A 25217-nucleotide genomic window follows, 5' to 3' on the forward strand; every position below is an offset into this window, starting at 1 on the left:
TTCAAGGCCGCCGCCAAGGACATCCGTGTCTGGGCGCTGTTCGTGGTCTATGCCGCCTGTTTCGGGGTCGAGCTGACCATCAACAACATCGCCGCCATCTATTACTTCGACCACTTCGACCTGAGCCTGGCCACCGCCGGGATGATCGCCGGCCTGTTCGGCCTGATGAACCTCTTCGCCCGCACCCTGGGCGGCATCTTCTCCGACCTGTTCGCCAAGAACGGAGGCCTCAAGGGGCGCGTGCGCTGGCTGTTCATCGCCATGCTCTGCGAGGGCGTGGCGCTGATGTTCTTCTCGCAGATGCACGTCCTGGCGCTGGCCATCGGCATCATGCTGGTGTTCAGCCTGTTCGTGCAGATGGCCGAGGGCGCCACCTTCGGCGTGGTGCCCTTCATCAACAAGAAGGCGCTGGGCGCCGTGGCCGGCATCGTCGGCGCGGGCGGCAACGCCGGAGCCGTGGCCGCCGGCTTCCTGTTCCGCTCCGAGGAACTGAGCTATCAGCAGGGGCTGTTCTATCTCGGCATCGCCGTGGTGGTCGCTTCGCTGTGTGCGCTGGTGGTGCGCTTCTCGCCCGAGGTCGAGGCCGAGGAAGCCAAGGCCTACAGCGACGCCGTGGGCGAGGATACCGGCGCCGCCGCCCTCACGCTGCGCTGATCCCATCGACCCGCTTCTCCACCGATGCCCCGTCGTTTCGCGACGGGGCATCGGCGTTTGTAGGCGATCGCGGATATGGCCATGCTGGAGGACGGCGGGCTCGTGGCATTGCACGCCCCCGGCCTGCGCGCGCCCCTGAACGCCGCGGGCCGGCTCGGCGAGGCCCGCCCTCGACTTCATCCGACCGAAAAGGAGTTTCCCCCATGACGATCGCCACCGGTGACCGCCTGCCCGACGTCACGATCAAGACCAACGGTCCCAAGGGGCCCGAGGACCTCGCCACCGGCGACTTCTTCGCCGGGCGACGGGTGGTGGAATACCTGGGCGTCGATACCCAGAAGGGCATGATCGAAGCCAGCAGCGCCGACACCATCCTCGCCCAGCTCAAGGGCTGATCCGCACGCCAGGAGGCGATACACGATGGATGCCATGACCCTCACCGGCAGCTGCCTCTGCGGCGCCGTGACCCTCGCGGTGGAGGCCTCGCGCCAGAACATCGGCGCCTGCCACTGCCGGATGTGCCGCACCTGGGGCGGCGGCCCGCTGTTGGCACTGGAGTCGGTGTCCCGCGTCACCGTCGAGGGCGAGGACAGCGTCGCCGTCTTCGCCTCCTCGGACTGGGCCGAGCGCGCCTTCTGCCGCCACTGCGGCACCCACCTCTTCTACCGGCTCAAGACCGGCGAGCACTATGCGGTGCCGGCGGGGCTGGTCGACGAGGGGCAGGCCTGGACCTTCGACAGCCAGATCTTCATCGACGAGAAGCCGCCCTGGTACGCCTTCGCCAACGACACCCAGGACCTGACCGGCCAGGAGGTGTTCGAGGCCTTCGAGCGTCGCGACGGCTGAATGGCCGCGTCGGCCCCGCTCCGGCGGGGCCGCCTCGAGCGAGTGAGCGCTCGTCCCCAACCATCGCATCGGAGAGCCACCCCCGTCCCACTGGCCGTCCCCGGGGGCTGCGGTTATGCTGCGCCTGCGGCGCGGTGGCGCCGCTTAACCCCCTGCTGTGTTCCCCCAGGACCGACACCATGACCCCGAGGAAGTACCGAGAGGGTGACGCGCCCCGACTGGCCGCCCTGTGGCGGGCCAGCTTTCCCGACTACACCGGCTACAATGCTCCGGAAGCCATCCTCGCGGCCAAGCTGGCCGTGGACGACCATCTCTACGTGATCGAGGATGCCGGGGAGCTCGTCGCCAGCTGCCTGGTCGGGTACGACGGCCACCGGGGCTGGCTGTATGCCGTCGCCGTAGCGACGGAAAGGCAGGGGCAAGGACTCGGCAAGTGGATCGTCGAACACGCCATCGAGCAGCTAAGAGCCATGGGCTGCGTCAAGGTCAACCTGCAGATCCGCGGCGGCAACGACGCGGTGGCGGACTTCTACCGCCGACTCGGCTTCGATGTCGAGGAGCGCATCAGCATGGGCCGCCGGCTGAGCTGAACCAGCCTGATGCCCAAACGGCTCAGGCGGCGTTTGCACACGCCCGCGGCGCCGCCGGGCTGGTCTCGACCATGCGTACCACGCTGCCCACCACGATCAGGCAGGGCGAAGACAGCGGCAAAGCGGCCAGCTTCTCCGGCATGTCGGCCAGGGTGCCCACCAGCGAGGCCTGCGCGGGCAGGCTGGCGTTGGCCACTAGCATGATCGGCCAGTCGTCGGGCAGCCCGTTGCGGCGCAGCCCGGCGCAGATCGCCTCAACCTTGGTCAGCCCCATGTAGAAGATCAGCGTCTCGTCCTGACGCGCCAGGGTGGCCCAGTCGGGCTCGCCGTCCTTGCGGCACAGCTGGGCGGTGATGAAGCGCAGCTGCTGGGCGTGGGCGCGGTCGGTGAGCGGAATGCCCATGCCGGCCGCCGCCGCCGAGGCGGCAGTGATGCCCGGCACGATCTCGGCCTGAATACCGGCCTCGGCCAGTGCGGCCAGTTCCTCCCCCATGCGCCCGAACACGCCGGGGTCGCCGCCCTTGAGCCGCACCACGGATTTACCCTGCTGTGCCAGCTTCACCAGCAGCGCACCGATCTCGGCCTGGGGCACGCTGTGGTGGCCGCGCTCCTTGCCCACGTAGTAGCGCTCGCGGCCGGTGGGAATCAACGCCAGCGCGTCGCCACCCACCAGGCGGTCGTAGACCACCGCATCGGCCTGCTGCAACAGACGCGCGGCCTTCAGCGTGAGCAGCTCGACGTCGCCGCTGCCCGCCCCCACCAGGTAGACACAGCCGGCGCGGCAATCGCCATCCAACGTCACGGTGGGTGCCGGCGTGGTGCGCGACCCGCCGAACGGCGAGCGCACGATATGGCCGAGGCCGTGCAGGCGCGACAGTGCGGCCTGACCCAGCGTTTTCGGCAGCAGCGCCTTGAGCCAGGCCTCAGGCGACAGCAGGGTCTTCAATTGGCTCAGCGAGCGCATGGGCCTTCTCCTCTTCGATCAGCGATTTCAGCTCGGGAATGCAGCTTCCGCACTGGGTGCCACAGGCTATCCGGGCGCCCAGTGCCTCGACGCTGTCGTCGCCTTCACGGATGGCTCCTAGGATAGCGCGTTGACCCACCTGATGGCAGCTACATACCACCGGTCCCTGATTGGCGGCGCCATCGTCGCAGCCGGCCAGCAGGCGGCGGCGGTGCTCGGCGGCCATGCTCTTGCCACTTACCGCCTCGCCGAAGCGCTCGGCGAGCCAAGCCAGGTTGGGCAGCTCACGAGACGGCCCCGACATGAACCACCAGCGCAGCCGCCCGGCGTCATCGACCCCCGCGGCACGCAGGCGCCCGCTGGCCGGGTCGGTGCACCACAGGGTGGGCGGCACCGGCAGGGTCGCCTCGAGCCAGCTCAGCCACTCCGGCGAGGCGCTCTCCATCTCACCGTGGGCGCTGGTCGGCTCTCCGCCGGCCAACTGCCAGCGCTGGGCGGCGCCCAGCGGAATCCGCGCCCAGTACTGGCAGCGGTCGCACCAGCGCGATTCCGCCACACCCAGGTCGTCCGCCACCAGCAGGGTGGCTTCCCACGCCACCGCCAGCGGCGCCAGCGCCACCGCCCCGTGCTTGGATTCCGGCTGGCCGGAAACGGGATCGACATGGGCCTCGATCAGCGCCCCGGAGAGGGCCGAGCCGCTAAAGTAGCCGTTCCAGTGCATCGGCACGAACACCTCGCCGCGGCGCTGTCCGCGCGACACCCGCACCCGGCCGACATAGCGGCTGCCGACGCCTTGCAGGCAGGCCAGGCCCTGCTCCTCCACCCCCAGCGCAGCGGCATCTTCCGGGGCGATCTCGATGAACGGCTCGGCGCGGTGGTTCATCAGCCGCGGCGCTCGGGCGGTACGGGTCATGGTGTGCCACTGGTCGCGAATGCGCCCGGTGTTGAGCCGCAGCGGGCGCGCCGCGTCCAGCTCTTGGGCCGGCGGACGCGAACGCACCGGCACCATCCGCGCCAGCCCGTCGGGCGTGGCGAAGCGGCCGTCGGTGAAGAGCCGCGCGGTGCCGCGGGGGGCGGCAGCGTTGACCGGCCACTGGATCGGCTCGAGGGCATCGTAGGCGGCGCGGTCGAGCCCGGCCAGGCCGGAGATGTCGAACAGCCGGCGCCGCTCACCCGGACCCTCGCCGTTCTCGAAGCCAGAGAGCCGGGCATGCTCGTCGAAGATCTCGCTGGGGTGGGTGTAGCCGAAGGCCTCGCCGAAGCCCAGCCGCTTGGCCACCTCGCACAACGCCCACCAGTCGTGCCGGGCCTCGCCAGGTGGCGGCAGAATGCCGCGCTGGCGCGAGATGCGTCGCTCGGAGTTGGTCACCGTGCCGTCCTTCTCCGACCAGCTCGAAGCCGGCAGCACGATGTCGGCATAGGCCAGCAGGTCGGCATTGGCCATGCAGTCGGAGACGATCACCAGCGGACATTTCGCCAGTGCCGCCCGCACGCGGTCGGTGCGCGGCAGGCTCACCGCCGGGTTGGTGGCCATGATCCACAGCGCCTGCACCTCGCCGCGCTCGATCGCTTCGAACAGCGCCACCGCCTTGTGCCCCGGTCCTTCGGGCAGGCACGGCACCAGCCCTTCGGTAGCCCAAAAGCGCGTCACACGGTCCCGCGCGCCGGGGGTGTCGTAATCCATATGGGCGGCCAACTGGTTGGCCAGCCCGCCCACCTCGCGCCCACCCATGGCGTTGGGCTGGCCGGTGATCGAGAACGGCCCCGCTCCGGGCAGGCCGATCTTGCCGCCGGCCAGATGACAGTTGATGATGGCGTTGCCCTTGTCGGTACCGCTACTCGACTGGTTCACCCCCTGGGAGAACAACGTGACCACATGCAGGTGGCTGGCGAACCAGTAGAAGAAGGTCTCCAGACGTTCCGCATCCAGGTCGCAGTCGGCAGCGATGGCTTCCACACCGGCCTCCTGCTCCCGCGCCGCGGCCAGCGCCTCCTCGAAGCCCTGGGTATGCGCCTCCAGATAGACCCGGTCGAGCTTGTTGCGCGCAGCCATCCATGCCAGCAGCCCGGTGAACAGGCGGGCGTCGCTGCCCGGCTTGAGCCCCAGGTAGAGGTCGGCGAGCTCGCAGGTATCGGTCACCCGCGGGTCGATCACCACCACCCGCAGCAGCGGGTTGCGCTGCTTGGCCACCTTGAGGCGCTGATAGAGCACCGGATGGTTCCAGGCCAGGTTGGAGCCCACCAGCACCACCAGCTCGGCCTCTTCGAGATCCTCGTAGCAGCACGGCACCGCGTCGGCGCCGAAGGCGCACTTGTGGGCCGCCACCGCCGAAGCCATGCACAGGCGCGAATTAGTATCCAGGTGCGGCGTGCCGAGAAAGCCCTTGAACAGCTTGTTGGCGACGTAATAGTCCTCGGTGAGCAGCTGCCCGGAAAGGTAGGCGGCAAGTGCCTCGGGGCCGTGGGCGTCACGCACCTTCCGCAGGCGGCTGGCCACCGCTTCCAGCGCGGTATCCCAATCGCTCTCCACACCGTCGACGATGGGCCGGGTCAGACGACCGCCATGACCCAGCGTCTCGTGCAGGGCCGAGCCCTTCACGCACAAACGACCGAAGTTGGCGGGGTGCTGCGGGTCGCCCTGCACGTCGACGATCTCGTTCTTCTCGACGCTGGCCACCACGCCACAGCCAACGCCGCAGTAGGGGCAGGTGGTTCGGGCCTCGCGCATGTCGATCTCCTCTGGAGAACTCTTGAAACGACGATCTCGAAACGACGACGCCCGCCAACTCCCCGAATCATGCTGAGGGAAAATTGGCGGGCGTCGTTGCCGCTCGGGCGCTGACGGTGCGCCCATGTCGATATTTACTGATATGGATCAAGCAGAAAGCGTGCCATGGTGAGAATAACCATCCCCTTTCAGGCAGATGTCACACTTTGCCTTAACGCCCAGGGACTTGTTTCATGCTGCTTCGCACCATGACCCGGCGCCTCGGGCCAGCCATGCACCAGGCTGGTGCCGAGTGGCCAATTCCGCAGCCGCTGTGCGGCCTTTCGCCCACCAGGAGAGTGACGACTGGCGGGCGCATGGACGTGAAGAAGCACAACTGGAATATCTCTTGCATGTTTCTTGCCAGATGCCCGGTAGCAAAACCAGAGCCAGACCCGATAACGCCAGACACGAGCGATGCCTATGCCCTCACCCCTGAACATTCTGCTGGTCGACGACGAGGTAGTTCGCGCCGCCATGGTCGAGGAAGCGCTGATGGCCGAGGGGCACCGGGTCATCTGCCGGCTGACCAGCCCCGCCAGCCTCAACGAGATGGTCGCGCGTCACCAGCCCGACGTGGTGATCATCGACATGGAAAGCCCCGACCGCGACACCCTGGAGAGCATGGCCCTGCTCAACCGCGAGAACCCGCGGCCGGTGGTGTTCTTTGCCGACCAGCATGACTCCGACATGCTGCAGGCAGCGCTCAAGGCCGGGGTCAGCGCCTACGTGGTCGACGGCCTGGTGCCCGAGCGGGTCAAAGCCATCGTCGAGGTAGCCATTGCCCGCTTCGACGCCTTTCACAGCATGCGCCAGGAGCTCGACAAGGCACGCAACCAATTGGCCGAACGCAAGCGCATCGAACGCGCCAAGGGCCTGCTGATGAAGCATCAATCCTGCGACGAGGAGCAGGCCTACCGCATGCTGCGCAAGCTGGCCATGGACCGGGGCCAGCGCATCGCCGAGGTCGCCGACAGCGTCATCGACGTACTCGACCGCCTGAACCTGACATCGCCCCAGGGGCGAACCGCTGACAAACGGGGTCCCCGCTCATGAGCCACCCGCACCATCACGCCACCTCGCCGGAACTGGCACGCCTCACCCTCGGCTTCGTGCCCCTGCTCGATGCCGCTCTGCTGATCGTCGCGCGCGAACGCGGCTGCTTCGCCGACCAGGGGCTCGACGTCTCCCTCTCGCGGGAGAACGCCTGGGCCACCCTGCGCGACAAGGTCGCTGCCGGCCTGCTCGACGGCGCCCAGATGCTCGCGCCCATGCCGCTGGCCATGAGCCTGGGGCTGGGCCGGGCCCCCTGCGACACCCTGGCTCCGCTGCTACTCAGCCGTAACGGCAACACCGTGACGCTTTCCACGGCCCTGAGCGAGGCCAGCGGCGCGACGCTAGGCGACGCCCCGGTCGTCAGCGCGCTGGCACTTGGCAACTGGCTGCGCAGCCCTGGCAACGGCAAGCGCCCCCGCCTGGCCATGGTCTATCCCTACTCCTGCCAGCACTATCAGCTACGCGAATGGCTGACCCTCGGCGACATCGATCCCGAGCGCCACGTGGAGCTGGTGGCCCTGCCGCCGCCGCGCATGGTGGAGGCGTTGCGCAGCGGAGAGATTGACGGCTTCTGCGCCGGCGAGCCATGGGGCACCCTGGCCCGGCACTGCGGCGCCGGACGGCTGGTGGCCACCGGCGACCAGCTATGGCCCGGCCACCCGGAAAAAGTGCTTGGCGTGACCCGCTCCTGGGCCGAGCACTACCCGGCCACCCTGGCGGCCCTGTTGCGTGCTCTGGTAGCGGCCAGCGAATGGCTGGCCGCCTCCCCGGCGAATCGCCGTCAGGCGCGGGACTGGCTGGCGCTGCCACCTTATCTGGATCGCGCCCTGGACCACCTGCCGACCCTGCCGCTGAGCGAGGCGCCGGTGGACCAGCGATTCTCCCAGCTGCGCCCGGAGGCCGGCGAGATGGCAAGGGTCGTGGACCACCTGGCCCGCCAGTTCGATGTCCCCCTCCGGCGCGGCGTGGTCGATGCCTGCTACAGCCCCGTGCATTTCGATGCCGCCACGCACCAGGGCTGTGCATGATGCTCGGTCGGGGGCAAGGCTCCGCTCCCGCCGCGCGAAAGACTTACAACCCAACATAATGTATTAAAAGGATTTTTACAGGAATTGGCCCGATAATTGATTGTTACTGATCGAACGGAGGGCCGAGGCCCCCGGCGGTCAACGGCGATCGCACATCGAATGCCAGACGAAGACGTCTCCACGCTCCCCACCGACGGGGCGCGTCGAGGCGTCTTCTGCGTTTCAGGAGGTAATCCCATGTGCTCCGATGGCTCCACCAGGGCTCAGGCAGCGCCAGACCCCATCGATCATCTCGTGATCGTGGGTAACGGCATGGCCGGCCAGCGGCTGGTCGAAGGCCTGGTCCGCCGGGACGGCGCACCGCGCCGCATCACCCTGGTCGGCGAGGAACCCTGCCCGGCCTACAACCGCATCCTGCTCTCGCCGCTGTTGGCCGGCGAGATGGAACGCGAGGCCCTGACCCTGCGCGACGCCGCCTGGTACGCCGAACACGGCGTCGAGCTGGTGCTCGGCGAGCGGGTCGAGACCATCGACCGCGAGGCGCGGCGCCTGACCACCGACGGCGGTCGCGAGATCGCCTACGACCGCCTGGTGCTGGCCACCGGCTCGCGCCCCGCCATGCCGCCGATCCCCGGGCTCGACCTCGACGGCGTGCGTGCCTTCCGCGACCTCGACGACGCCGCGGTCCTGACTCGCACCGCCGAGAACGGCGGCCGGGCCGTGGTCATCGGCGGCGGCCTGCTGGGCCTGGAGGCCGCCGAGGGCCTGCGCAAGCGTGGCATGACGGTGAGCATCGTCCAGCGCGACGACCGGCTGATGAACCGCCAGCTCGACGCCACCGCGGCCGACCTGCTCGAACGCGAACTCGCCGGCCGCGGCCTGGAGATCGTCACCGGGGGCCAGCTCGATCACCTGGAAGACGACGGCCGCGGTCATGTCATCGCCGCCCGCCTGGCCGACGGCCGTCGGCTGCCCGCCGAGTGCGTGGTGGTGGCCATCGGCATTGCGCCCAACGTGGCGCTGGCTCAGGCGGCCGGGCTCGAGGTCAACCGCGCGGTGGTGGTCGACGCCCATCTCACCAGCTCCGACCCGGCGATCCACGCGCTGGGCGAATGCTGCGAGTTCGAGGGCCAGACCTTCGGGCTGGTCGAGCCGATCTGGCGCCAGGTCGAGGTGCTGGCCGCCCGGCTGGCCGGCGAGGACGTCGAGGGCTACGTGGAAGCGCCCACCGCGACCAAGCTCAAGGTCAGCGGCATCTCGCTGTACGCCTTCGGCCCCATCGAGCCCGACGTCGACCACGAGGTGCTGACCTACCACGACCCCGAACACGGCGACTACCGCCGCCTGCTGCTGAGAGGCGGCCGCCTGGAGGGCGCCGTGCTCTACGGCGACACCGCCTCCGGCCCCTGGTACTTCGAGCAGGCCCTGGCCGGTCGCGACCTCACCGCCTGCCGCGCCGCGCTGCTGCTCGGCGCCGCCGACGCCCAGGCCCTGCTCGACGACGCATCGAACGAATCACCGCACAGCCCCGCCAAGGAGGCCGCATGAACACGCCCGTCAAACCGCAACTGATCGTCATCGGCAACGGCATGGTCGGCCACCACCTGGTCGAGCAGCTGGTCGAACAGGGCGCCACCGAGCGTTACGCCGTCACCGTGTTTGGCGAGGAGCGTCACCTGGCCTACGACCGCGTGCACCTCTCCGAGTACTTCAGCGGCCGTGACGCCGCCTCGCTCGCCCTCTCCACCGCCGACTACTATGCCGAGCACGGCATCGAACTGCGCCTGCATGAAGCGGTCACCGAGATCGACCGCGACAAGAGCGAAGTGGTGACACCCCAGGGCCGCTACCCCTACGACCGCCTGGTGCTGGCCACCGGCTCCTACCCCTTCGTGCCGCCGATTCCCGGCAACGACCGCGAGGGCTGCCTGGTCTACCGCACCTTGGAGGACCTCGACGCCATTCGTGCCGCTGCCGAAACCGCCACCACCGGCGTGGTGGTGGGCGGCGGCCTGCTCGGCCTGGAAGCCGCCAACGCCCTGCGCGGGCTCAACCTCGATACCGCCGTGGTGGAATTCGCCCCGCGGCTGATGCCAATGCAGGTCGATGCCGAAGGCGGCGAGCTGCTGCGCGAGAAGATCGAAGCGCTGGGCGTACAGGTGCTTACCGGCCGCGCGACGCAGGAGATCGTCGACGGCGAGGCCAGTCGCCACCGCATGGTGTTCCAGGACGAGAAAGTGCTGGAGACCGACCTCATCGTCTTCTCCGCCGGCATTCGCCCCCGCGACGAACTGGCCCGCGACAGTGGCCTGGAGATCGGCGAGCGCGGCGGCGTGGTGATCGACGACAACTGCCTCACCAGCGACCCGGCCATCCTCGCCATCGGCGAAGTGGCGCTGTGGAACAACAGCATCTTCGGCCTGGTCGCCCCCGGCTACCAGATGGCCAAGGTCGCCGCCGCCACCCTGCTCGAGGGAAATGAAGCCTTCAAGGGCGCCGACATGAGCACCAAGCTCAAGCTGATGGGGGTCGACGTGGGCTCCATCGGCGATGCCCACGGCGACCGTACACCCGGAGCACGCCAGTTCCGTTTTCTCGACCCGCTCAAGCAGCAGTACCGCAAGCTGGTGGTCTCCAGCGACGGCAAGCGCCTGGTCGGCGCCATGCTGGTGGGCGACAACAGCGTCTACGACACCCTGCTGCAGTACTACGCCAACCGCATCGAACTGCCCGAGGACCCGGCCGCGCTGATCCTGCCGGCCGGCAGCAGTGCCGCCCCCGCGCTGGGGCCGGACGCCCTGCCGGACACCGCGATGATCTGCTCATGCCACAACGTCACCAAGGCGGATGTTTGCACCTCCATCGACGGCGGCGCGGTGGACCTGGGTGCAGTGAAAGGCGCCACCAAGGCCAGCACCGGCTGCGGCGGCTGTGCCGCCCTGCTCAAGACCCTGGTGGATCACGAACTCGAAAGCCGCGGCGTGGAGGTCGACAAGTCGATCTGCGAACACTTCCACTACACCCGCCAGGAGCTCTACGACATCGTGCGGGTGGAGGGCATCAAGACCTTCAGCGAGCTGATGGAGAAGCACGGTTCCAAGGTGGGACATGGTCTCGGCTCTTCATCAGCCCCGGGGCTTGGCTGTGACATCTGCAAGCCGGCGGTGGCCTCGATACTGGCCTCCTGCTTCAACGAGCCGATCACCGACGCGGCCCACATTCCGCTGCAGGACACCAACGACACCTTCATGGCCAACATGCAGAAGAACGGCACCTACTCGGTGGTGCCGCGCATCGCCGGCGGGGAGATCACCCCCGACAAGCTGGTGGTGCTGGGCCAGGTGGCGCAGAAGTACGAGCTCTACACCAAGATCACCGGCGGCCAGCGCATCGACCTGTTCGGCGCCCGCCTGGAGGACCTGCCGGCGATCTGGGGCGAACTGATCGAAGCCGGCTTCGAGACCGGTCACGCCTACGGCAAGTCGACCCGTACCGTGAAATCCTGCGTGGGCAGCACCTGGTGCCGCTACGGCGTGCAGGACAGCGTGCGCATGGCAATCCGGCTGGAGGACCGCTACAAGGGTCTGCGCGCGCCGCACAAGCTCAAGTTCGCCGTTTCCGGTTGCACCCGCGAGTGCGCCGAGGCCCAGAGCAAGGACGTCGGCGTGATCGCCACCGAGAACGGCTGGAACCTGTACGTGTGCGGCAACGGCGGCATGCGCCCGCGCCACGCCGAGCTGTTCGCCACCGACCTCAGCGACGAGGAGCTGTTCCGCTACATCGATCGCTTCCTGATGCTCTATATCCGCACCGCCGACCGCCTGCAGCGCACCTCGGTATGGCGCGAGAACCTGGAAGGCGGCCTGGACTACCTCAAGGAAGTGATCCTCGAGGACAGCCTCGGCATCGGTGAAGAGCTGGAGCGGCAGATGCAAGCCGTGGTCGACACCTACGAGTGCGAATGGGCCAACGCCATCAGCGACCCGGAGAAGCTCAAGCGCTTCCGCAGCTTCGTCAACGACGCGCGCCCGGACCCGGACATCATCTACACCACCGAGCGCGGCCAGCTTAGGCCAGCCTAAGGAGAGTGGCGGCGCCCAGCGCGCCGCCCTTCCCTGACCGCTACTGGCATAAAAGATCAAAAGGATTCGAAATGAGCACAGCAACTGCGGCGAAGACCATGACCCAGACCTGGCAAACCCTCTGCACCCGCGCCGACCTGGTGCCCTACTCCGGCGTCGCCGCCTGGGTGGAAACCCCGGAAGGCCCCGTCCAGGTGGCCATCTTCTATTTGCCTGGGTACGCGCAGGAACTCTACGCCCTCGACCACCACGACCCTTTCTCCGGTGCCAACGTCATCGCCCGCGGCATCGTCGGCGACCTCAAGGGGCAACTGGTCGTCGCCTCGCCGATCTACAAGCAGCACTTCCGCCTGGAAGACGGCCAGTGCCTGGAAGAAGAAAGCGTCACCCTGCGCACCTGGAAGGTGAGCTTCAAGCACGATGAGGTGTGGATCCAGGCCTGACAGCAGCGCTGGCCGCCCCGAGGTGAACTCTCTATGCTGTTCGTGATGCAATGCAGCACAGCGTAACCGCCATGAGAGGCAAGCCGATGAGCGAGACCAAACGGATCGACCTGGCCCTGCAGGGCGGCGGCGCCCACGGCGCCTTCACCTGGGGCGTGATGGACCGCCTGCTGGAGGATCCCCGTATCGAAATCGAGGGCATCAGCGGCACCAGCGCCGGCGCCATGAACGGCGTGGTGATGGCCGACGCCCTGACCCGTGGCGACCGCGACACCGCCCGCCAGGCGCTCCACGACTTCTGGGCCGCGGTGAGCCGCGCCGGCATGGCCAGTCCCGTTCGTCGCACCCCGCTGGACATGCTCACCGGCAACTGGAGCCTCGACCACTCGCCGGGCTATGTCGCCATGGACCTGATGAGCCGGCTGGTCTCGCCCTACCAGTTCAACCCCTTCGACCTCAACCCGCTGCGCGACATCGTCACCGAGCGGGTCGACTTCGAGCGCGTGCGACGCAGCCCCGACCTCAAGCTCTTCGTCACCGCCACCAACGTGCGCAGCGGCAAGCAGCGCGTCTTCTCCCGGGAGGAGATGAGCGTCGATGCGGTGATGGCGTCGGCCTGCCTGCCCACGCTGTTCCATGCCGTGGAGATCGACGGCGAGGCCTACTGGGACGGCGGCTACACCGGCAACCCGGCACTGATGCCGCTGATGGAGCACTGTGGCTCCCGGGACATCGTCATCGTGCAGATCAACCCCATCTACCGCGACGAGGTGCCCACCAGCGCCGCGGGGATCATGAACCGCCTCAACGAGATCACCTTCAACGCCTCGCTGATCAAGGAGGTGCGCATGATCGCCATGCTCCAGCGCCTGCTCGGCGACCACGGCGTCGACATCGGCTGCTACGCCGGCGCCCTGTTTCACCGTATCAGCGGCGACGAGGCCCTCGCCGAGCTCTCCGTGTCGAGCAAGATGAACGCCGAATGGCCCTTCCTCTGCCACCTGCGCGACGCGGGCCGGCGCACCGCCGAGGCGTGGCTGGCCGAACACTTCGCGGACCTGGGCAACCGCTCCACCCTGGACGTCGAACAAGTCTATCACCACGCGGAGTGAGCCCGGCTGCATTGCCCCTTCTGCGTTGACCCTGCATCGACCGCTCGCCTTGCCACGTATCGCGGCGCCGACCATGCTCGGAGACAGCGGGGCACCCTGTTCCCCGCCGCTTGTCCAAGGCCACAGGAGGAGTTACCAGCGCTACTGACGCCGTCAGGCCGCTGTCACCTTCCTGACATCGTGCGCTGACAGTGTCGAAAGGAGGGCGTCACATGACGCCTGTCTCGCGACAATCAGGAGAGCTGCGCCGATGGTACGCATCGACAAGAAGGCCACCCGGCTGTACGTGCTGGACACCAACGTGCTGCTGCACGACCCCGCCGCCCTCTACCAGTTCGACGAGCATGAGGTGGTCATCCCCATGACCGTGCTCGAGGAGCTCGACAAGCACAAGAATGGCATCCGCGAGATCGCCCGCACCGCCCGCCAGGTCAGCCGCACCCTGTCCGACCTCACCGCCGACGTCGGCCTCGAGCAGATCCGCGACGGCATCCCCATCCCGCGCCTCGAGGGTCACCAGGGGCGGCTGCGGCTGCTCTGCTACCCCGACCTCGAACCCCTCGACACCCTGGAGGACAGCCCCGACAACCGCATCCTCGCCGAGACCTGCCGGTTGCGCCGCGAGCGCGACGACGCCTCGGTGATCCTGATCACCAAGGACATCAACCTCAGGGTCAAGGCGGCCGCCCTGGGCGTGCCGGTGGAGGACTACCTCACCGACCGCGCCTTCGACGACAGCGACGCCATGCTCGAGGGGGTGCGGGTCTATCCCGACGCGGGCAGCGAGCTGTGGAACGGCCTGGCGCTCGAGGTCGAGGTGGAGCGCGACGAGCACCGCGTGCTCTACCGCCTGGTGGGCGAGATCCCCGCCGAGTGGCACCCCGGCATGCTGGTCGCCGACGGCGACTGCGAGGCCGGCTTCGAGGCCATCGTGCGTGCCACCAGCCGCCGCCAGGCCACCCTGGAGCTGCTCACCAACTACCGCCACGGCGCCAGCGTGTGGGGCGTGCACGCCAGCGACTGCCGCCAGAACTTCGCCCTCAACCTGCTGATGGATGACGATATCGACCTGGTCACCATCGCCGGCAGCGCGGGCACCGGCAAGACCTTCATGACCCTGGCCGCGGCCTTCCAGCAGACCCTGGACAGCAAGCGCTTCGAGCGCATCGTCTTCACCCGGGCACCGATCTCCATGAGCGAGGACATCGGCTACCTGCCCGGCACCGAGGAGGAGAAGATGTCACCCTGGATGGGCGCCTTCCACGACAACATGGACAACCTGCTGCGCGACGAGGATGGCGGCTCGAGCTGGGACAACGGCGCCACCCGCCAGCTGCTCGGCGCCCGAGTGCAGATCCGCGCCCCGGGCTTCATGCGCGGGCGCACCCTCAACGACACCTTCCTGATCATCGACGAAGCCCAGAACTTCACCCCCAAGCAGCTCAAGTCGCTGGTCACCCGCGCCGGGCGCAACACCAAGATCGTCTGCCTGGGCAATGTCGGCCAGATCGACACCCCCTACCTGACCGCCAACAGCTGCGGCATGGCGGCGGTGGTGCAGCGCTTCCGCGACTGGCCCCACGCCGGCCACGTCACCCTGAAGAGCGTGGAGCGCTCGCGCCTGGCCCTGGCCGGCGAGGAGCTGCTGTAGCCCAGGGCAGGTGCCGCAACGGCGGAAGGCCGGCGCCATCGGCGCCGGCCTTCCTGTTGCCACCTCGCGGCTGACGCCACTCAGCCGCGGCGATTGACCGCGGCCTCGATCAACGCTTCGCTCTCGCTGCCGGGGCCCTGGCGGATCACCGTCTGGGCCTCGTGCCACAGGCAGACCGTCTTGCCGCAGGAGGCGCAGTGCACCGCGTCGTCGGGATTCTTCACCTGGGAGACCCGCATCAGGTGGCTGCCGCAACCCGGGCAGGCCACCGGCAGGCGAAAGTCTTCGGAGAGTCCGGACATGCTGATGTGCTCCTTGTGCTTGGGGTCAACCTGGGATCAGGTCTCACTGATCGTGACGGGGTGCGACGTTGATTTCCAGCCTCCCTCCTCACGGAGCCCCGGGATCCTGGATGAGTGCCTCGGGGCCGCAGATCCGGTTGCGCCCGCTGCGCTTGGCGCGATAGAGCGCGCGATCCGCCTGGGCGAGACCCGATTCCAGTGAGCCCTCGCCCCCGAGTACCGCAAGCCCCAGGCTGACGGTGAAGCGTATGGTCTCGCCGTCGGCCTCGAGCTCGATGGCCGCCACCGCCTGGCGCAGCCGCTCGAGGATGGCCCAGGCCTCCTCGGGGCGGCTGTCCACCAGCAGCACCACGAACTCCTCGCCACCGATGCGGGCGAAGAGGTCGTAGGGGCGCAGCGACTCGCGGCAGGTGGTGGCGAAGGCCTGCAGGGCCAGGTCGCCCGCGGCGTGGCCATAGGTATCGTTGAGGGCCTTGAAGTGATCCAGGTCGAGCATGGCCAGCGACAGCGTCTGGCCGTGACGGGCGGACCGGGCCAGCGCCGCCTCCCCCTGCTCGAGGAAGGCGCGTCGGTTGAGGGCACCGGTCAGCATGTCGGTGCCCACCAGGCGCTGGATGCGCTGCTCGACCTGCTTGCGTTCGTCGATGTCGATCAGCACCCCGTCCCACATCTGCTCCCCTTCGCGGCGTGCCAGGGGGATGGCGCGGGCCTCTCCGAGCCCTGGCCCCACCCTACTCCAGTTTTCCGCGCAGGGCACCACCCGACGGCCGCGGCGCGCCGCCTACAGCCCCAGCCGCGCGGCCACGTAATCGGCATCCTTGTCGCCGCGGCCGGAGAGGTTGACCAGGATATGCTGGTCGGCGGGCAGGGTCGGGGCCATGCGCATCGCCCAGGCCACGGCGTGGGCGCTCTCCAGCGCCGGGATGATGCCCTCGACCCGCGACAGCGTCAGGAAGGCCTCCAGGCACTCGTCGTCGCTGGCGCTCTGGTAGTCGACCCGTCCCAGCTCCTTGAGGTAGCTGTGCTGGGGCCCCACGCCCGGGTAGTCGAGGCCGGAGGCGATGGAGTGCACCGGCATGGGATTGCCGGCCTCGTCCTCCAGCACGTAGCAGGCCATGCCGTGGATCTCGCCGGGCTTGCCCAGCGTCAGGGTCGCCGAGTGGCGCGGGGTGTCGAGGCCCTCGCCGGCAGGCTCCACGCCCACCAGGTGCACGGAGTCATCGTCCAGGAAGGCGGTGAACATGCCCATGGCGTTGGAGCCACCGCCCACGCAGGCGGTGACGTGGTCCGGCAGGCGGCCGTGGCGCGCCAGGAACTGCTCCCGCGACTCGCGGCCGATGACCGACTGGAAGTCGCGCACCATCTTGGGGAAGGGGTGCGGCCCCACCACCGAGCCGATGGCGTAGATGAAGTGCTGCGGGTCCTTGAGGTACTCCTCGAAGGCGCTGTCCACGGCGTCCTTGAGGGTCGCCGTGCCGCGTGTCACCGGGATCAGGGTGGCCCCCAGGATCTTCATCTTGGTGACGTTGGGGTGCTCCTTCTCGATGTCCACCTGGCCCATGTGGATCTCGCAGGGGATGCCCACCAGGGCGCAGGCGGTGGCAAGCGCCACGCCGTGCTGGCCGGCGCCGGTCTCGGCGATCACCTTGGTCTTGCCCATGAACCTGGCGAGCAGCGCCTCGCCCAGGCAGTGGTTGATCTTGTGGGCGCCGGTGTGGTTCAGGTCCTCGCGCTTGAGGTGGATCTGGGCGCCGCCCAGCGTCTCGGAGAGACGCCGGGCATGGAAGATCGGGCTGGGGCGACCCACGTAGTCGGCGAAGAGGCTGGCGAGCTCGGCCTGGAAGTCCTCGCAGACGCGGATCTCCTCATAGGCGGCGTCGATCTCGTCCATCACCGCCTTGAGCTCCGGGGGGATCAGCTGGCCGCCAAAGCGGCCGAAGTAGCCCTGGGCATCGGGGAGGTTGGCGTAGGGGGAGGTGCTCATGTCGGATACCTGCGGGCATGGAGGGTCGTGAGACGCATCCTGCCCGCCGGCGACGGGGCTGTCGAGGCGACCTTCGGCGACTCAGCGCGCCAGGCGCTGGCCGAGCCAGTGGCCGATGTCCGCCACCTGCTGGGGGCAGACGGCGTGCGCCATGGGGTACTGGCGGTAGTGGGCCGGGTAGCCCAGCCGCTTGACCGTCTCGAAGCCCGCCTTGCCCAGCGCCTCGGGCACCACCGGGTCGAAGCTGCCGTGGTGCACCTCGATGGGCAGCTCGCGGTTGGCCTCGGCGAGCGCGATGGAGTCGGCGGTGGCGAAGTAGGTGGAGAGCGCCAGCAGTCCGCCCAGCGGCTGCTCGAAGGAGAGCGCCGCCTGATAGGCCACCGCGCCGCCCTGGGAGAAGCCGGCTAGGATGATGCGCCGGCTGTCGATGCCGTGGCCGATCTGCTCGCGCACCAGGCCCTGGATGCGCTCCGCGGAGGCGATCAGCTGCGGCTCGTCGACGCGACGGTCGAGGCTCATCTCCTTGATGTCGTACCACGCCGGCATCACCATGCCGCCGTTGATGGTCACCGGCAGGCGCGGGGCGTGGGGCAGGATGAAGCGCACGCTGGCATCCCGCGGCAGCGACAGGGCCGGCACCAGCGGCTCGAAGTCACGACCGTCGGCGCCCAGGCCGTGGAGGATGAAGACGCAGGCGTCGGCGGGGGTGCCGCCCTGGGGATCGATGATCAGCTCACCGGGTTCGCTCATGGCTCGGGGTCTCCAGCGGGAAAAGGACTTACCCTAGCGCACTGCGCCGGGGCTGGCCATGGCGGGAACGAGTCCCCCAGGGTGATCGCAGACAGAAGCAAGGCGCAAGGCGCTACCGGCGCCTTTCGCTATCGCCGCATGGCTAACGGCGATAGCCCTGACGGGCACCCAGACAGCAGAAAGGCCCGCCGAGGCGAGCCTTTCATCATGCGCAGGGCTTACGCCCGGGCAATCACATCAGATCAGTCGATGACCTTGATGTTGGAGGCCTGGAGGCCCTTCTTGCCCTGAGTGACCTCGAAGGAGACCTTCTGGCCGTCCTGCAGGGTCTTGAAGCCGTCGGCCTGAATCTCGGAGAAGTGTGCGAACAGATCGTCGCCGCTGTCGTCCGGAGAGATGAAGCCGTAGCCCTTGGTGTCGTTGAACCACTTGACGGTACCGGTAGCCATGATCGAATTCCTCGAATAGCGTTTTGATTTGCCGGGAAATACCCGAGTTGCAGTGGGTAAAACAAGAAACGTTCCCGGGAAAATCGAGGCGCTAGAGCGTTCGATGCCTACCTGGGGTGTTACGACTTGCTAACCAACTGCGTGCAGCATGCGCCCTTGGCGGGCGCACGTCAAACACTATTTGCACTGGATGACCGGAACGTGACGCTCAGGCCCCGGCGAGGATCCAGCGTGCCGCCTTCTCGGCGATCATCAGCGTCGGCGAGTTGGTGTTGCCGCTGGTGATGGTGGGCATCACGCTGGCGTCCACCACCCGCAGGCCCGCCACGCCCCGCACCCGCAGGTGCGGGTCGACCACCGCCATGGGGTCGTCATCGCGCCCCATCTTCGCCGTGCCCACCGGGTGGAAGATGGTGGTGCCGATGTCGCCGGCCAGGCGCGCCAGGTCGTCGTCGCTCTGGTACTCGAGGCCGGGCTTGACCTCCTCCGGCGCGTACCTGGCGAAGGCGGGCTGGCTCGCGATGCGCCGGGTGACCCGCAGCGAGTCGGCCGCCACCTGGCGATCCTCGGGGGTGCTCAGGTAGTTCGGCGCGATGGCCGGGGCCTGGCGCGGATCGCGGCTTCGGATGCGCACCGTGCCGCGGCTGGTGGGGTTGAGGTTGCAGACGCTGGCGGTGATCGCCGGGAAGGTGTCGAGGGGCTGGCCGAAGGCGGGCAGGCTCAGCGGCTGCACGTGGTACTCGATATTGGGATGCGTGAAGGCCTCGCTGCTGCGTGTGAAGGCGCACAGCTGCGAGGGCGCCATGCTCATGGGCCCCGAGCGCTTCAGCGCATACTCCAGGCCGATCTTCGCCTTGCCCACCAGGGAGTTGGCCATGGTGTTGAGGGTCCTGGCCCCGGTTACCTTGTAGACCGAACGGATCTGCAGGTGGTCCTGGAGGTTCTCCCCTACCCCAGGCAGGTCGGCCACCACCGGGATGTCGTGTTCGGCGAGCAGCGCCGCCGGGCCGATGCCGGAGAGCTGCAGCAGCTGGGGCGAGCCGATCGCCCCGGCGGCCAGGATCACCTCGCGCCCGGCGCGCACCACGGTTTGCTCACCGCCGCGCTCGACGCGCACGCCGCGGGCCCGGGGCTCGCCTTCCTCGCGGTCGAGCTCCAGCCCCAGCACCTGGGTGGAGTGCCACAGGGTCAGGTTGTCGCGCCTCTCGACGTCGCGCAGGAAGGCCTTGGCGGTGTTCCAACGGAAGCCGCGGCGCTGGTTGACCTCGAAGTAGTCGACCCCCTCGTTGTCGCCACGGTTGAAGTCGCGGGTGCGCGGGATCCCCGCCTCCACCGCCGCGGTGGCGAAGTCGTCCAGCACCTGCCACCTGAGGCGCTGCTTCTCCACCCGCCACTCGCCGCCGTGGCCGTGGTAGTCGGCGTGATCGGGGTCGGCATCGCCCCCCTCGTCCAGGCGATAGTGGTGCTCGTGACGCCGGAAGTCGGGCAGGCAGCGCTCCCAGCGCCACTCGGGCTCGCCGGTGAGCTCGGCCCAGCCGTCGTAGTCGCGGGCCTGGCCGCGGATGTAGAGCATGCCGTTGATGCTCGAGCAGCCGCCCAGGGTCTTGCCGCGGGGGTAGATCAGCGAGCGGCCGTTGAGGCCGGCGTCCGGCTCGGTGCGGTAGCGCCAGTCGGTGCGCGGGTTGTCGATGCAGTAGAGGTAGCCCACCGGGATATGGATCCAGTGGTAGTTGTCGCGGCCCCCCGCCTCGATCAGCAGCACCCGGTTGGCCGGGTCGGCGCTCAGGCGGTTGGCCAGCAGGCAGCCGGCGGTGCCGGCTCCCACCACGATATAGTCGAATTCTTGTTCTGCCATGGCGTGCTCTCACGTCGCAATCGGCGAGAGGCGAAACCGGCGCCTCTCGCCTGGGCATTGGGTGGCCGGAGTTACTTATGGGTCGGCATGGCGAACTCGGCGCCGCCGCGGATGGAGTCGGACCAGCGCTGCATGATCGACTTCTGCTTGGTATAGAAGCGCACACCCTCTTCGCCGTAGGCGTGGGTGTCGCCGAACAGCGAGCGCTTCCAGCCACCGAAGCCGTGCCAGGCCATGGGCACCGGGATCGGCACGTTGATGCCCACCATGCCCACCTGGATGCGCCGGCCGAACTCGCGGGCCACGCTGCCGCTCTCGGTGAAACAGCTCACGCCGTTGCCGAACTCGTGGGCGTTGATCAGCTCGATGGCGGTGGCGACGTCCGGGACCCGTACGCAGACCAGCACCGGGCCGAAGATCTCCTCCCGGTAGATGGTCATCTCCGGGGTGACATGGTCGAACAGGGTGCCGCCCATCCAGAAGCCCTGCTCGCAGCCCTCGCCAGTAGTGGAGGCATCGAACTCACGGCCGTCGACCACCAGCTCAGCGCCCTCCTCCACGCCCTTGGCGATGTAGCCGGTGATGCGCTCGTGGGCCTGGCGGGTGACGATGGGCCCCATCTCGGCGTCAAGCTGCATGCCGTCCTTGACCTTGAGGGCGCGCGCCCGCTCGGCCAGGCGCGGCACCACCTGGTCGGCCACGTCGCCCACCAGCACCGCCACGCTGATCGCCATGCAGCGCTCGCCGGCGGAGCCGTAGGCGGCGCCGACCAGGGCATCCACCGCCTTGTCGAGGTCGGCATCGGGCATCACCACCATATGGTTCTTGGCCCCGCCCAGGGCCTGCACCCGCTTGCCATGGCGGGCGCCACGCTCGTAGATCAGGTTGGCGATGGGCGTGGAGCCGACGAAGGAGAGCGCGCGCACCTCGGGGTGGTCGATCAGCGCCTCGACGCTCTCCTTGTCGCCCTGCACCACGTTGAAGACGCCGTCCGGCAGCCCGGCCTGCTTGAGCAGGTCGGCGATCATCAGCGAGGCGCTGGGGTCGAGCGGGCTCGGCTTGAGGATGAAGGTGTTACCGGTGGCGATGGCCACCGGGAACATCCACATCGGCACCATGGCCGGGAAATTGAAGGGGGTGATGCCGGCCACCACGCCCAGCGGTTGGCGCATCGTCCAGTTGTCGATGCCGCCGCTCACCTGCTCGGTGTAGTCACCCTTGAGTAGCTGCGGGATGCCGCAGGCGAACTCGACGATATCGATGCCCCGGGCCACCTCGCCCTGGGCGTCGGTGAACACCTTGCCGTGCTCCCGGGTGATCGCCTCGGCCAGGGCATCCTTGTTGGCGTTGAGCAGCTCGAGGAACTTGAACAGCACCCGGGCACGGCGGATCGGCGGGGTGTCGGCCCAGGCCGGGAAGGCCGCGGCGGCGGCACTCACCGCGCCATCGACATCGGCGGCGCTGGCCAGCGCCACCTGGCCGGTGACCTCGCCGGTGGCCGGGTTGGTGACCGGCTGGGTGCGCCCGGACTCGCCGCCGGAGATGGCGCCGTTGATATAGTGCTGGATGCTGGCAGTGCTCATATCTCGCCTCGTCATTGTCATCGGGATGCTCCCGAGGGGTGTGGCTCGGGACGCCCGTATCATGGGGATGCAACGCTTCCAGACTAACGCGCCGCCGGCCGGGATCAATTGAGAAATCCAAAAGCAGCGTATAAGTTTCTCTGATATCACTCCTCCCGGAGCGCCCCATGGCCGACCTTCAGACCCTGCGTGCCTTCGTCGGCGTGGCCCGCGCGGGCAGCGTCTCCCGCGCCGCCGAGCGCCTGCACCTGACCCAGCCCGCGGTCAGCCTCAAGCTCAAGCAGCTCCAGCAGGAGGTGGGGCTGACCCTGTTCCGTCGCCGCCCCCAGGGGCTCGTGCTGACCGAGGATGGCGAGGCGCTGCTGCCCGCCGCCGACAAGGCGCTGGCCGCCATGGCCGCCTTCGAGCAGCAGGCCCGGGCCCTGCACAGCACCCTGCGCGGCCGGCTGCGCATCGGCACCATCGTCGACCCCGAGTTCATCCGCCTGGGCGCCTTCCTGCACCGCCTGGTGGAGCGCGCCCCGCAGCTGGAGACCGAACTCTCCCACGGCATGAGCGGCAGCGTGCTGGCCCGCCTGGGACGAGACGAGCTCGACGTCGGCTTCTACCTGGCGCCGCCCGGCGAGGGGCCCGGCGCGCAGGCCGACACCATCGCCCACCGCGAGCTGACCCACTTCGACTACCGGGTGATCGCCCCGGCGGGCTGGGGCGGTCGCCTGGCCGGGGCGGACTGGACCCGGCTCGCCGGCCTGCCCTGGATCGTCACGCCGCCCGACTCGGTGCACCAGCGCCTGCTCGAGGGGACGCTGGCGCCCCTGGGGCTGGCGCCGCGCGGGGTGGCCCGGGTCGACCAGGAGGCGTGCATGCTCGACCTGGTGCGCGCCGGCGTGGGGCTGAGCCTGGCGCGGGACACCCTGGCCATGACCGAGCGCCAGGAGCGCGGCCTGGCACTCGCCGAGGGGATTCGCCTGCCCTGCGCGCTGTGCTTCCTGTGGCCCCGGGGGCGAGAGGAGGAGCCGGTGATCGCCGAGGCCCTCTCGGCCCTGGAGGCGGTGTGGGGAGGCTCGGAGGCCTGAGGCTGTCTTCGACATCGCGCCGGCGGCGGCGCATCATGGACGCTTTTCCGCCTAACAATCTCCACGACCTCACTCATGAGCCACGATACCACCCAGCAGAATCGTCAGCGCAACCACTTCGCCGGCCACGACGCCATCTGGCTGTTCGGCTACGGCTCGCTGATCTGGAAGGCCGATTTTCCTTATATCGAACGCCGCCCGGCGCATATCCACGGCTGGGTGCGGCGCTTCTGGCAGGGCTCCCACGACCATCGCGGCACCCCTGAGGCCCCCGGCCGGGTGGTCACCCTGGTGCGCGAACCGGGTGCCGTCTGCCACGGCATGGCCTACCGCATCACCCCGGAGGTGCTCGCGCCGCTCGACGTGCGCGAGAAGAATGGCTACCTGCGCGAGGTGATCACCCTGGGCTTCGACGACGACGCCGGGGGGCATGCGGAGGGGCTGGTCTACCTGGCCGGCGCCGACAACGCCGCCTACCTCGGCGACGCCCCGCTGGACGCCATCGCCGCCCAGATCGCCGCCGCCCACGGCCCCAGCGGCCCCAACCGCGACTACCTGCTGCACCTGGCCGAGGCGCTGCGCGCCCTCGAGGTCGAGGATGAGCACGTCTTCGCCCTGGCCGCCAGGCTGCCCGGAGAACGTGACTGATGGAGGCGCTCGCGACCTGGCAGTACCTGGCGATCGCCCTGATCTTCGTGTGGAGCGGCTTCGTGCGTACCAGCCTGGGCTTCGGCGGCGCGGTGCTCTCGCTGCCCTTCCTGCTGCTGGTCCACGACCAGCCGCTGGTGTTCCTGCCGATCATCGCCATCCACCTGCTGATCTTCTCCAGCTGGATCGCCTGGAACGGCCATCGCCAGCTGGTGGCCGAGAACGGTGGCCGCAAGCCGGCCGAGGGCAACATCGACTGGGCCTACCTGTGGCGGGCCATGAAGGTGATGATCGTGCCCAAGCTGGTCGGGGTGGTCGGCCTGCTGACCCTGCCCGGCCATGTGATGACCAGCATCATCTTCGTGATCGTGATGGTCTATGCGGTGGGCTACGTGCTCGACAAGCCCTTCCGCAGCCACCACCCCTGGGTCGACGCCCTGCTGCTGGCGCTGGGTGGCTATGTCAGCGGCACCTCGCTGATCGGCGCGCCGCTGATCGTGGCGGTGTTCGCCACCCACGTGGCGGCCCGCCAGCTACGCGACACGCTCTTCGTGCTGTGGTTCATCCTGGTGCTGATCAAGATGGTCTCCTTCCTGATCGCCGGGGTCGACCTGCAGCTGATCCACCAGCTGTGGCTGCTGCCCTGCGCCCTGGTGGGGCACCTGCTGGGCGAGCGTGCCCACCGCTACCTGGTGGGCAGCCGCACCAACCTCTACTTCCGGGTGCTGGGCGCGGTGCTGATCCTGGTCAGCCTGGTGGGGCTGCTCGCACCCCTGCGCTGATGGGCACGCCCCTGCCCCGCCAGGGGCGGGGGCCATGCAGCAAGGCACGCACAAGAGAGCCCGGCGCCTGTCGCGCCGGGCCCTCGAATCACTCGTGCTCGACCTCGAGCACCTCGCCGTCGCGGCTCTTGACCTCCAGCTCACGGCCGTCGGCGTCATAGCCCTCGATGTCGACGCGGCCGTCGCGGTCGACCTGGAGCTCCTCGAACGCGACCAGGCCCTCGGCCACGGCCAGCGCCATGGCGTCGCGCACCTCGGCCTCGGAAAGGCCCCAGGCGCCGCCGTCGCGCTTCCTGCGCTCCTCCTTCAGGCTCTCGCCGCTGGCCAGGTCGAAGCTCACCTCGGCCTGCCACTCGTCGTCGAGCCAGCCCTCGACCTCGACGCGGTCGTCGCGCTTCACCTCGATCTCCTCATAGGTCTGGAAGCCGAAGTCGCCGGCCTGGGCCAGCACCTCGTCGAGGCGCTCGCTGGCCAGGCGATCGTCCGCGGCCTGGGCCAGGGTGGCGGCGCCCAGCAGGGCGGCCATGGAGGCGGTCAGGATCATCTTGCGTTGCATGGTGTCGTCCTCTTGTCTGCGGGTTGCCGGGCTATTACA

At 68.8% G+C, this 25217-nt stretch carries 25 protein-coding genes; 15 read left to right on the plus strand and 10 right to left on the minus strand.

Annotation, left to right across the window (positions count from 1 at the left end; genetic code table 11):
* The 5 genes from Q673_RS26505 to Q673_RS26520 form a co-directional block, all read left to right on the plus strand.
* A partial coding sequence (locus Q673_RS26505) for an MFS transporter (RefSeq protein ID WP_023005717.1) occupies positions 1–654 on the plus strand: 654 nt, incomplete at its 5' end.
* An 81-nt stretch (positions 655–735) separates the two neighbouring features.
* On the plus strand, positions 736–861 hold the full coding sequence (locus Q673_RS37090) for a hypothetical protein (protein WP_268744279.1): 126 nt from the start codon (positions 736–738) through the stop codon (positions 859–861).
* Positions 858–1049, plus strand: coding sequence for a hypothetical protein (locus tag Q673_RS37160; protein WP_023005718.1), 192 nt, complete (start codon positions 858–860; stop codon positions 1047–1049). Before Q673_RS37090 ends, Q673_RS37160 begins: the two co-directional genes overlap by 4 nt.
* A 25-nt stretch (positions 1050–1074) precedes the next feature.
* A complete protein-coding gene (locus Q673_RS26515) occupies positions 1075–1500 on the plus strand; it encodes a GFA family protein (protein ID WP_023005719.1) in 426 nt (141 codons plus the stop codon).
* Positions 1501–1679: 179 nt separating this feature from the next.
* Positions 1680–2090, plus strand: a complete 411-nt coding sequence (locus Q673_RS26520; protein WP_023005720.1) for a GNAT family N-acetyltransferase — start codon at positions 1680–1682, stop codon at positions 2088–2090.
* Between the two features lie 22 nt (positions 2091–2112).
* On the opposite strand, the gene cobA is transcribed toward Q673_RS26520, so the two are convergent.
* Together cobA and Q673_RS26530 are read right to left on the minus strand one after the other, a co-directional pair.
* Positions 2113–3054: a uroporphyrinogen-III C-methyltransferase gene (cobA, locus tag Q673_RS26525; protein ID WP_023005721.1), complete on the minus strand. Its 942-nt coding sequence runs from the start codon at positions 3052–3054 to the stop codon at positions 2113–2115.
* Positions 3014–5782 carry a nitrate reductase gene (locus Q673_RS26530; protein WP_023005722.1) on the minus strand — a complete coding sequence of 923 codons (2769 nt, stop codon included), beginning with the start codon at positions 5780–5782 and terminating at the stop codon, positions 3014–3016. Before Q673_RS26530 ends, cobA begins: the two co-directional genes overlap by 41 nt.
* Before the next feature lie 462 nt (positions 5783–6244).
* On the opposite strand from Q673_RS26530, the gene Q673_RS26535 reads away from it, so the two are divergent.
* The 7 genes from Q673_RS26535 (at position 6245) to Q673_RS26565 (ending at position 15193) form a co-directional block, all read left to right on the plus strand.
* Positions 6245–6877 (plus strand): ANTAR domain-containing response regulator, encoded by a 633-nt coding sequence (locus Q673_RS26535; RefSeq protein ID WP_023005723.1) that lies wholly within the window; start codon positions 6245–6247, stop codon positions 6875–6877.
* Complete coding sequence (locus Q673_RS26540) at positions 6874–7905, plus strand: CmpA/NrtA family ABC transporter substrate-binding protein (RefSeq protein ID WP_023005724.1); 1032 nt, start codon at positions 6874–6876, stop codon at positions 7903–7905. Before Q673_RS26535 ends, Q673_RS26540 begins: the two co-directional genes overlap by 4 nt.
* 237 nt (positions 7906–8142) lie before the next feature.
* Positions 8143–9453, plus strand: a complete 1311-nt coding sequence (locus Q673_RS26545) for an NAD(P)/FAD-dependent oxidoreductase (RefSeq protein ID WP_023005725.1) — start codon at positions 8143–8145, stop codon at positions 9451–9453.
* Positions 9450–11987, plus strand: coding sequence for a nitrite reductase large subunit NirB (gene nirB / locus Q673_RS26550; RefSeq protein WP_023005726.1), 2538 nt, complete (start codon positions 9450–9452; stop codon positions 11985–11987). The genes Q673_RS26545 and nirB overlap by 4 nt, the downstream gene beginning before the upstream one ends.
* Positions 11988–12058: 71 nt before the next feature.
* Positions 12059–12430: a nitrite reductase small subunit NirD gene (gene nirD / locus Q673_RS26555; protein WP_031218057.1), complete on the plus strand. Its 372-nt coding sequence runs from the start codon at positions 12059–12061 to the stop codon at positions 12428–12430.
* 86 nt (positions 12431–12516) lie between these two features.
* Positions 12517–13542 (plus strand): patatin-like phospholipase family protein, encoded by a 1026-nt coding sequence (locus Q673_RS26560; RefSeq protein WP_023005728.1) that lies wholly within the window; start codon positions 12517–12519, stop codon positions 13540–13542.
* Between the two features lie 250 nt (positions 13543–13792).
* The gene (locus tag Q673_RS26565; RefSeq protein ID WP_023005729.1) at positions 13793–15193 is read left to right on the plus strand and encodes a PhoH family protein; all 1401 of its coding nucleotides are present in this window, start codon (positions 13793–13795) and stop codon (positions 15191–15193) included.
* A gap of 80 nt (positions 15194–15273) precedes the next feature.
* On the opposite strand, the gene Q673_RS26570 is transcribed toward Q673_RS26565, so the two are convergent.
* The 7 genes from Q673_RS26570 to Q673_RS26600 form a co-directional block, all read right to left on the minus strand.
* The gene (locus Q673_RS26570; RefSeq protein ID WP_023005730.1) at positions 15274–15495 is read right to left on the minus strand and encodes a hypothetical protein; all 222 of its coding nucleotides are present in this window, start codon (positions 15493–15495) and stop codon (positions 15274–15276) included.
* 88 nt (positions 15496–15583) lie between these two features.
* Positions 15584–16225 (minus strand): GGDEF domain-containing protein, encoded by a 642-nt coding sequence (locus Q673_RS26575; protein ID WP_152527094.1) that lies wholly within the window; start codon positions 16223–16225, stop codon positions 15584–15586.
* Positions 16226–16276: 51 nt separating this feature from the next.
* Complete coding sequence (gene trpB / locus Q673_RS26580; protein ID WP_023005732.1) at positions 16277–17479, minus strand: tryptophan synthase subunit beta; 1203 nt, start codon at positions 17477–17479, stop codon at positions 16277–16279.
* 81 nt (positions 17480–17560) lie between these two features.
* Positions 17561–18229 (minus strand): alpha/beta hydrolase, encoded by a 669-nt coding sequence (locus tag Q673_RS26585; protein ID WP_023005733.1) that lies wholly within the window; start codon positions 18227–18229, stop codon positions 17561–17563.
* A gap of 242 nt (positions 18230–18471) precedes the next feature.
* The gene (locus Q673_RS26590; protein ID WP_023005734.1) at positions 18472–18678 is read right to left on the minus strand and encodes a cold-shock protein; all 207 of its coding nucleotides are present in this window, start codon (positions 18676–18678) and stop codon (positions 18472–18474) included.
* Positions 18679–18886: 208 nt separating this feature from the next.
* Positions 18887–20533, minus strand: a complete 1647-nt coding sequence (locus Q673_RS26595; protein ID WP_023005735.1) for a GMC family oxidoreductase — start codon at positions 20531–20533, stop codon at positions 18887–18889.
* 71 nt (positions 20534–20604) lie between these two features.
* Positions 20605–22116 carry a CoA-acylating methylmalonate-semialdehyde dehydrogenase gene (locus Q673_RS26600; RefSeq protein ID WP_023005736.1) on the minus strand — a complete coding sequence of 504 codons (1512 nt, stop codon included), beginning with the start codon at positions 22114–22116 and terminating at the stop codon, positions 20605–20607.
* 167 nt (positions 22117–22283) lie between these two features.
* Between Q673_RS26600 and Q673_RS26605 the strand changes: the two genes are divergently transcribed.
* The 3 genes from Q673_RS26605 to Q673_RS26615 all read left to right on the plus strand — a co-directional run bounded on the left by Q673_RS26605 (position 22284) and on the right by Q673_RS26615 (position 24622).
* Positions 22284–23192, plus strand: coding sequence for a LysR family transcriptional regulator (locus tag Q673_RS26605; protein ID WP_023005737.1), 909 nt, complete (start codon positions 22284–22286; stop codon positions 23190–23192).
* A 75-nt stretch (positions 23193–23267) separates the two neighbouring features.
* On the plus strand, positions 23268–23840 hold the full coding sequence (locus Q673_RS26610; protein ID WP_023005738.1) for a gamma-glutamylcyclotransferase: 573 nt from the start codon (positions 23268–23270) through the stop codon (positions 23838–23840).
* Positions 23840–24622 carry a sulfite exporter TauE/SafE family protein gene (locus Q673_RS26615; protein WP_023005739.1) on the plus strand — a complete coding sequence of 261 codons (783 nt, stop codon included), beginning with the start codon at positions 23840–23842 and terminating at the stop codon, positions 24620–24622. Before Q673_RS26610 ends, Q673_RS26615 begins: the two co-directional genes overlap by 1 nt.
* Before the next feature lie 88 nt (positions 24623–24710).
* Here Q673_RS26615 and Q673_RS26620 read toward each other — a convergent pair whose 3' ends face one another.
* Positions 24711–25178 (minus strand): PepSY domain-containing protein, encoded by a 468-nt coding sequence (locus tag Q673_RS26620; protein ID WP_023005740.1) that lies wholly within the window; start codon positions 25176–25178, stop codon positions 24711–24713.
* Positions 25179–25217: the final 39 nt, after the last annotated feature.

The organism is Halomonas sp. PBN3, from assembly GCF_000475415.1.
In the GTDB taxonomy this organism is placed as follows: Bacteria; Pseudomonadota; Gammaproteobacteria; order Pseudomonadales; family Halomonadaceae; genus Halomonas; species Halomonas shengliensis.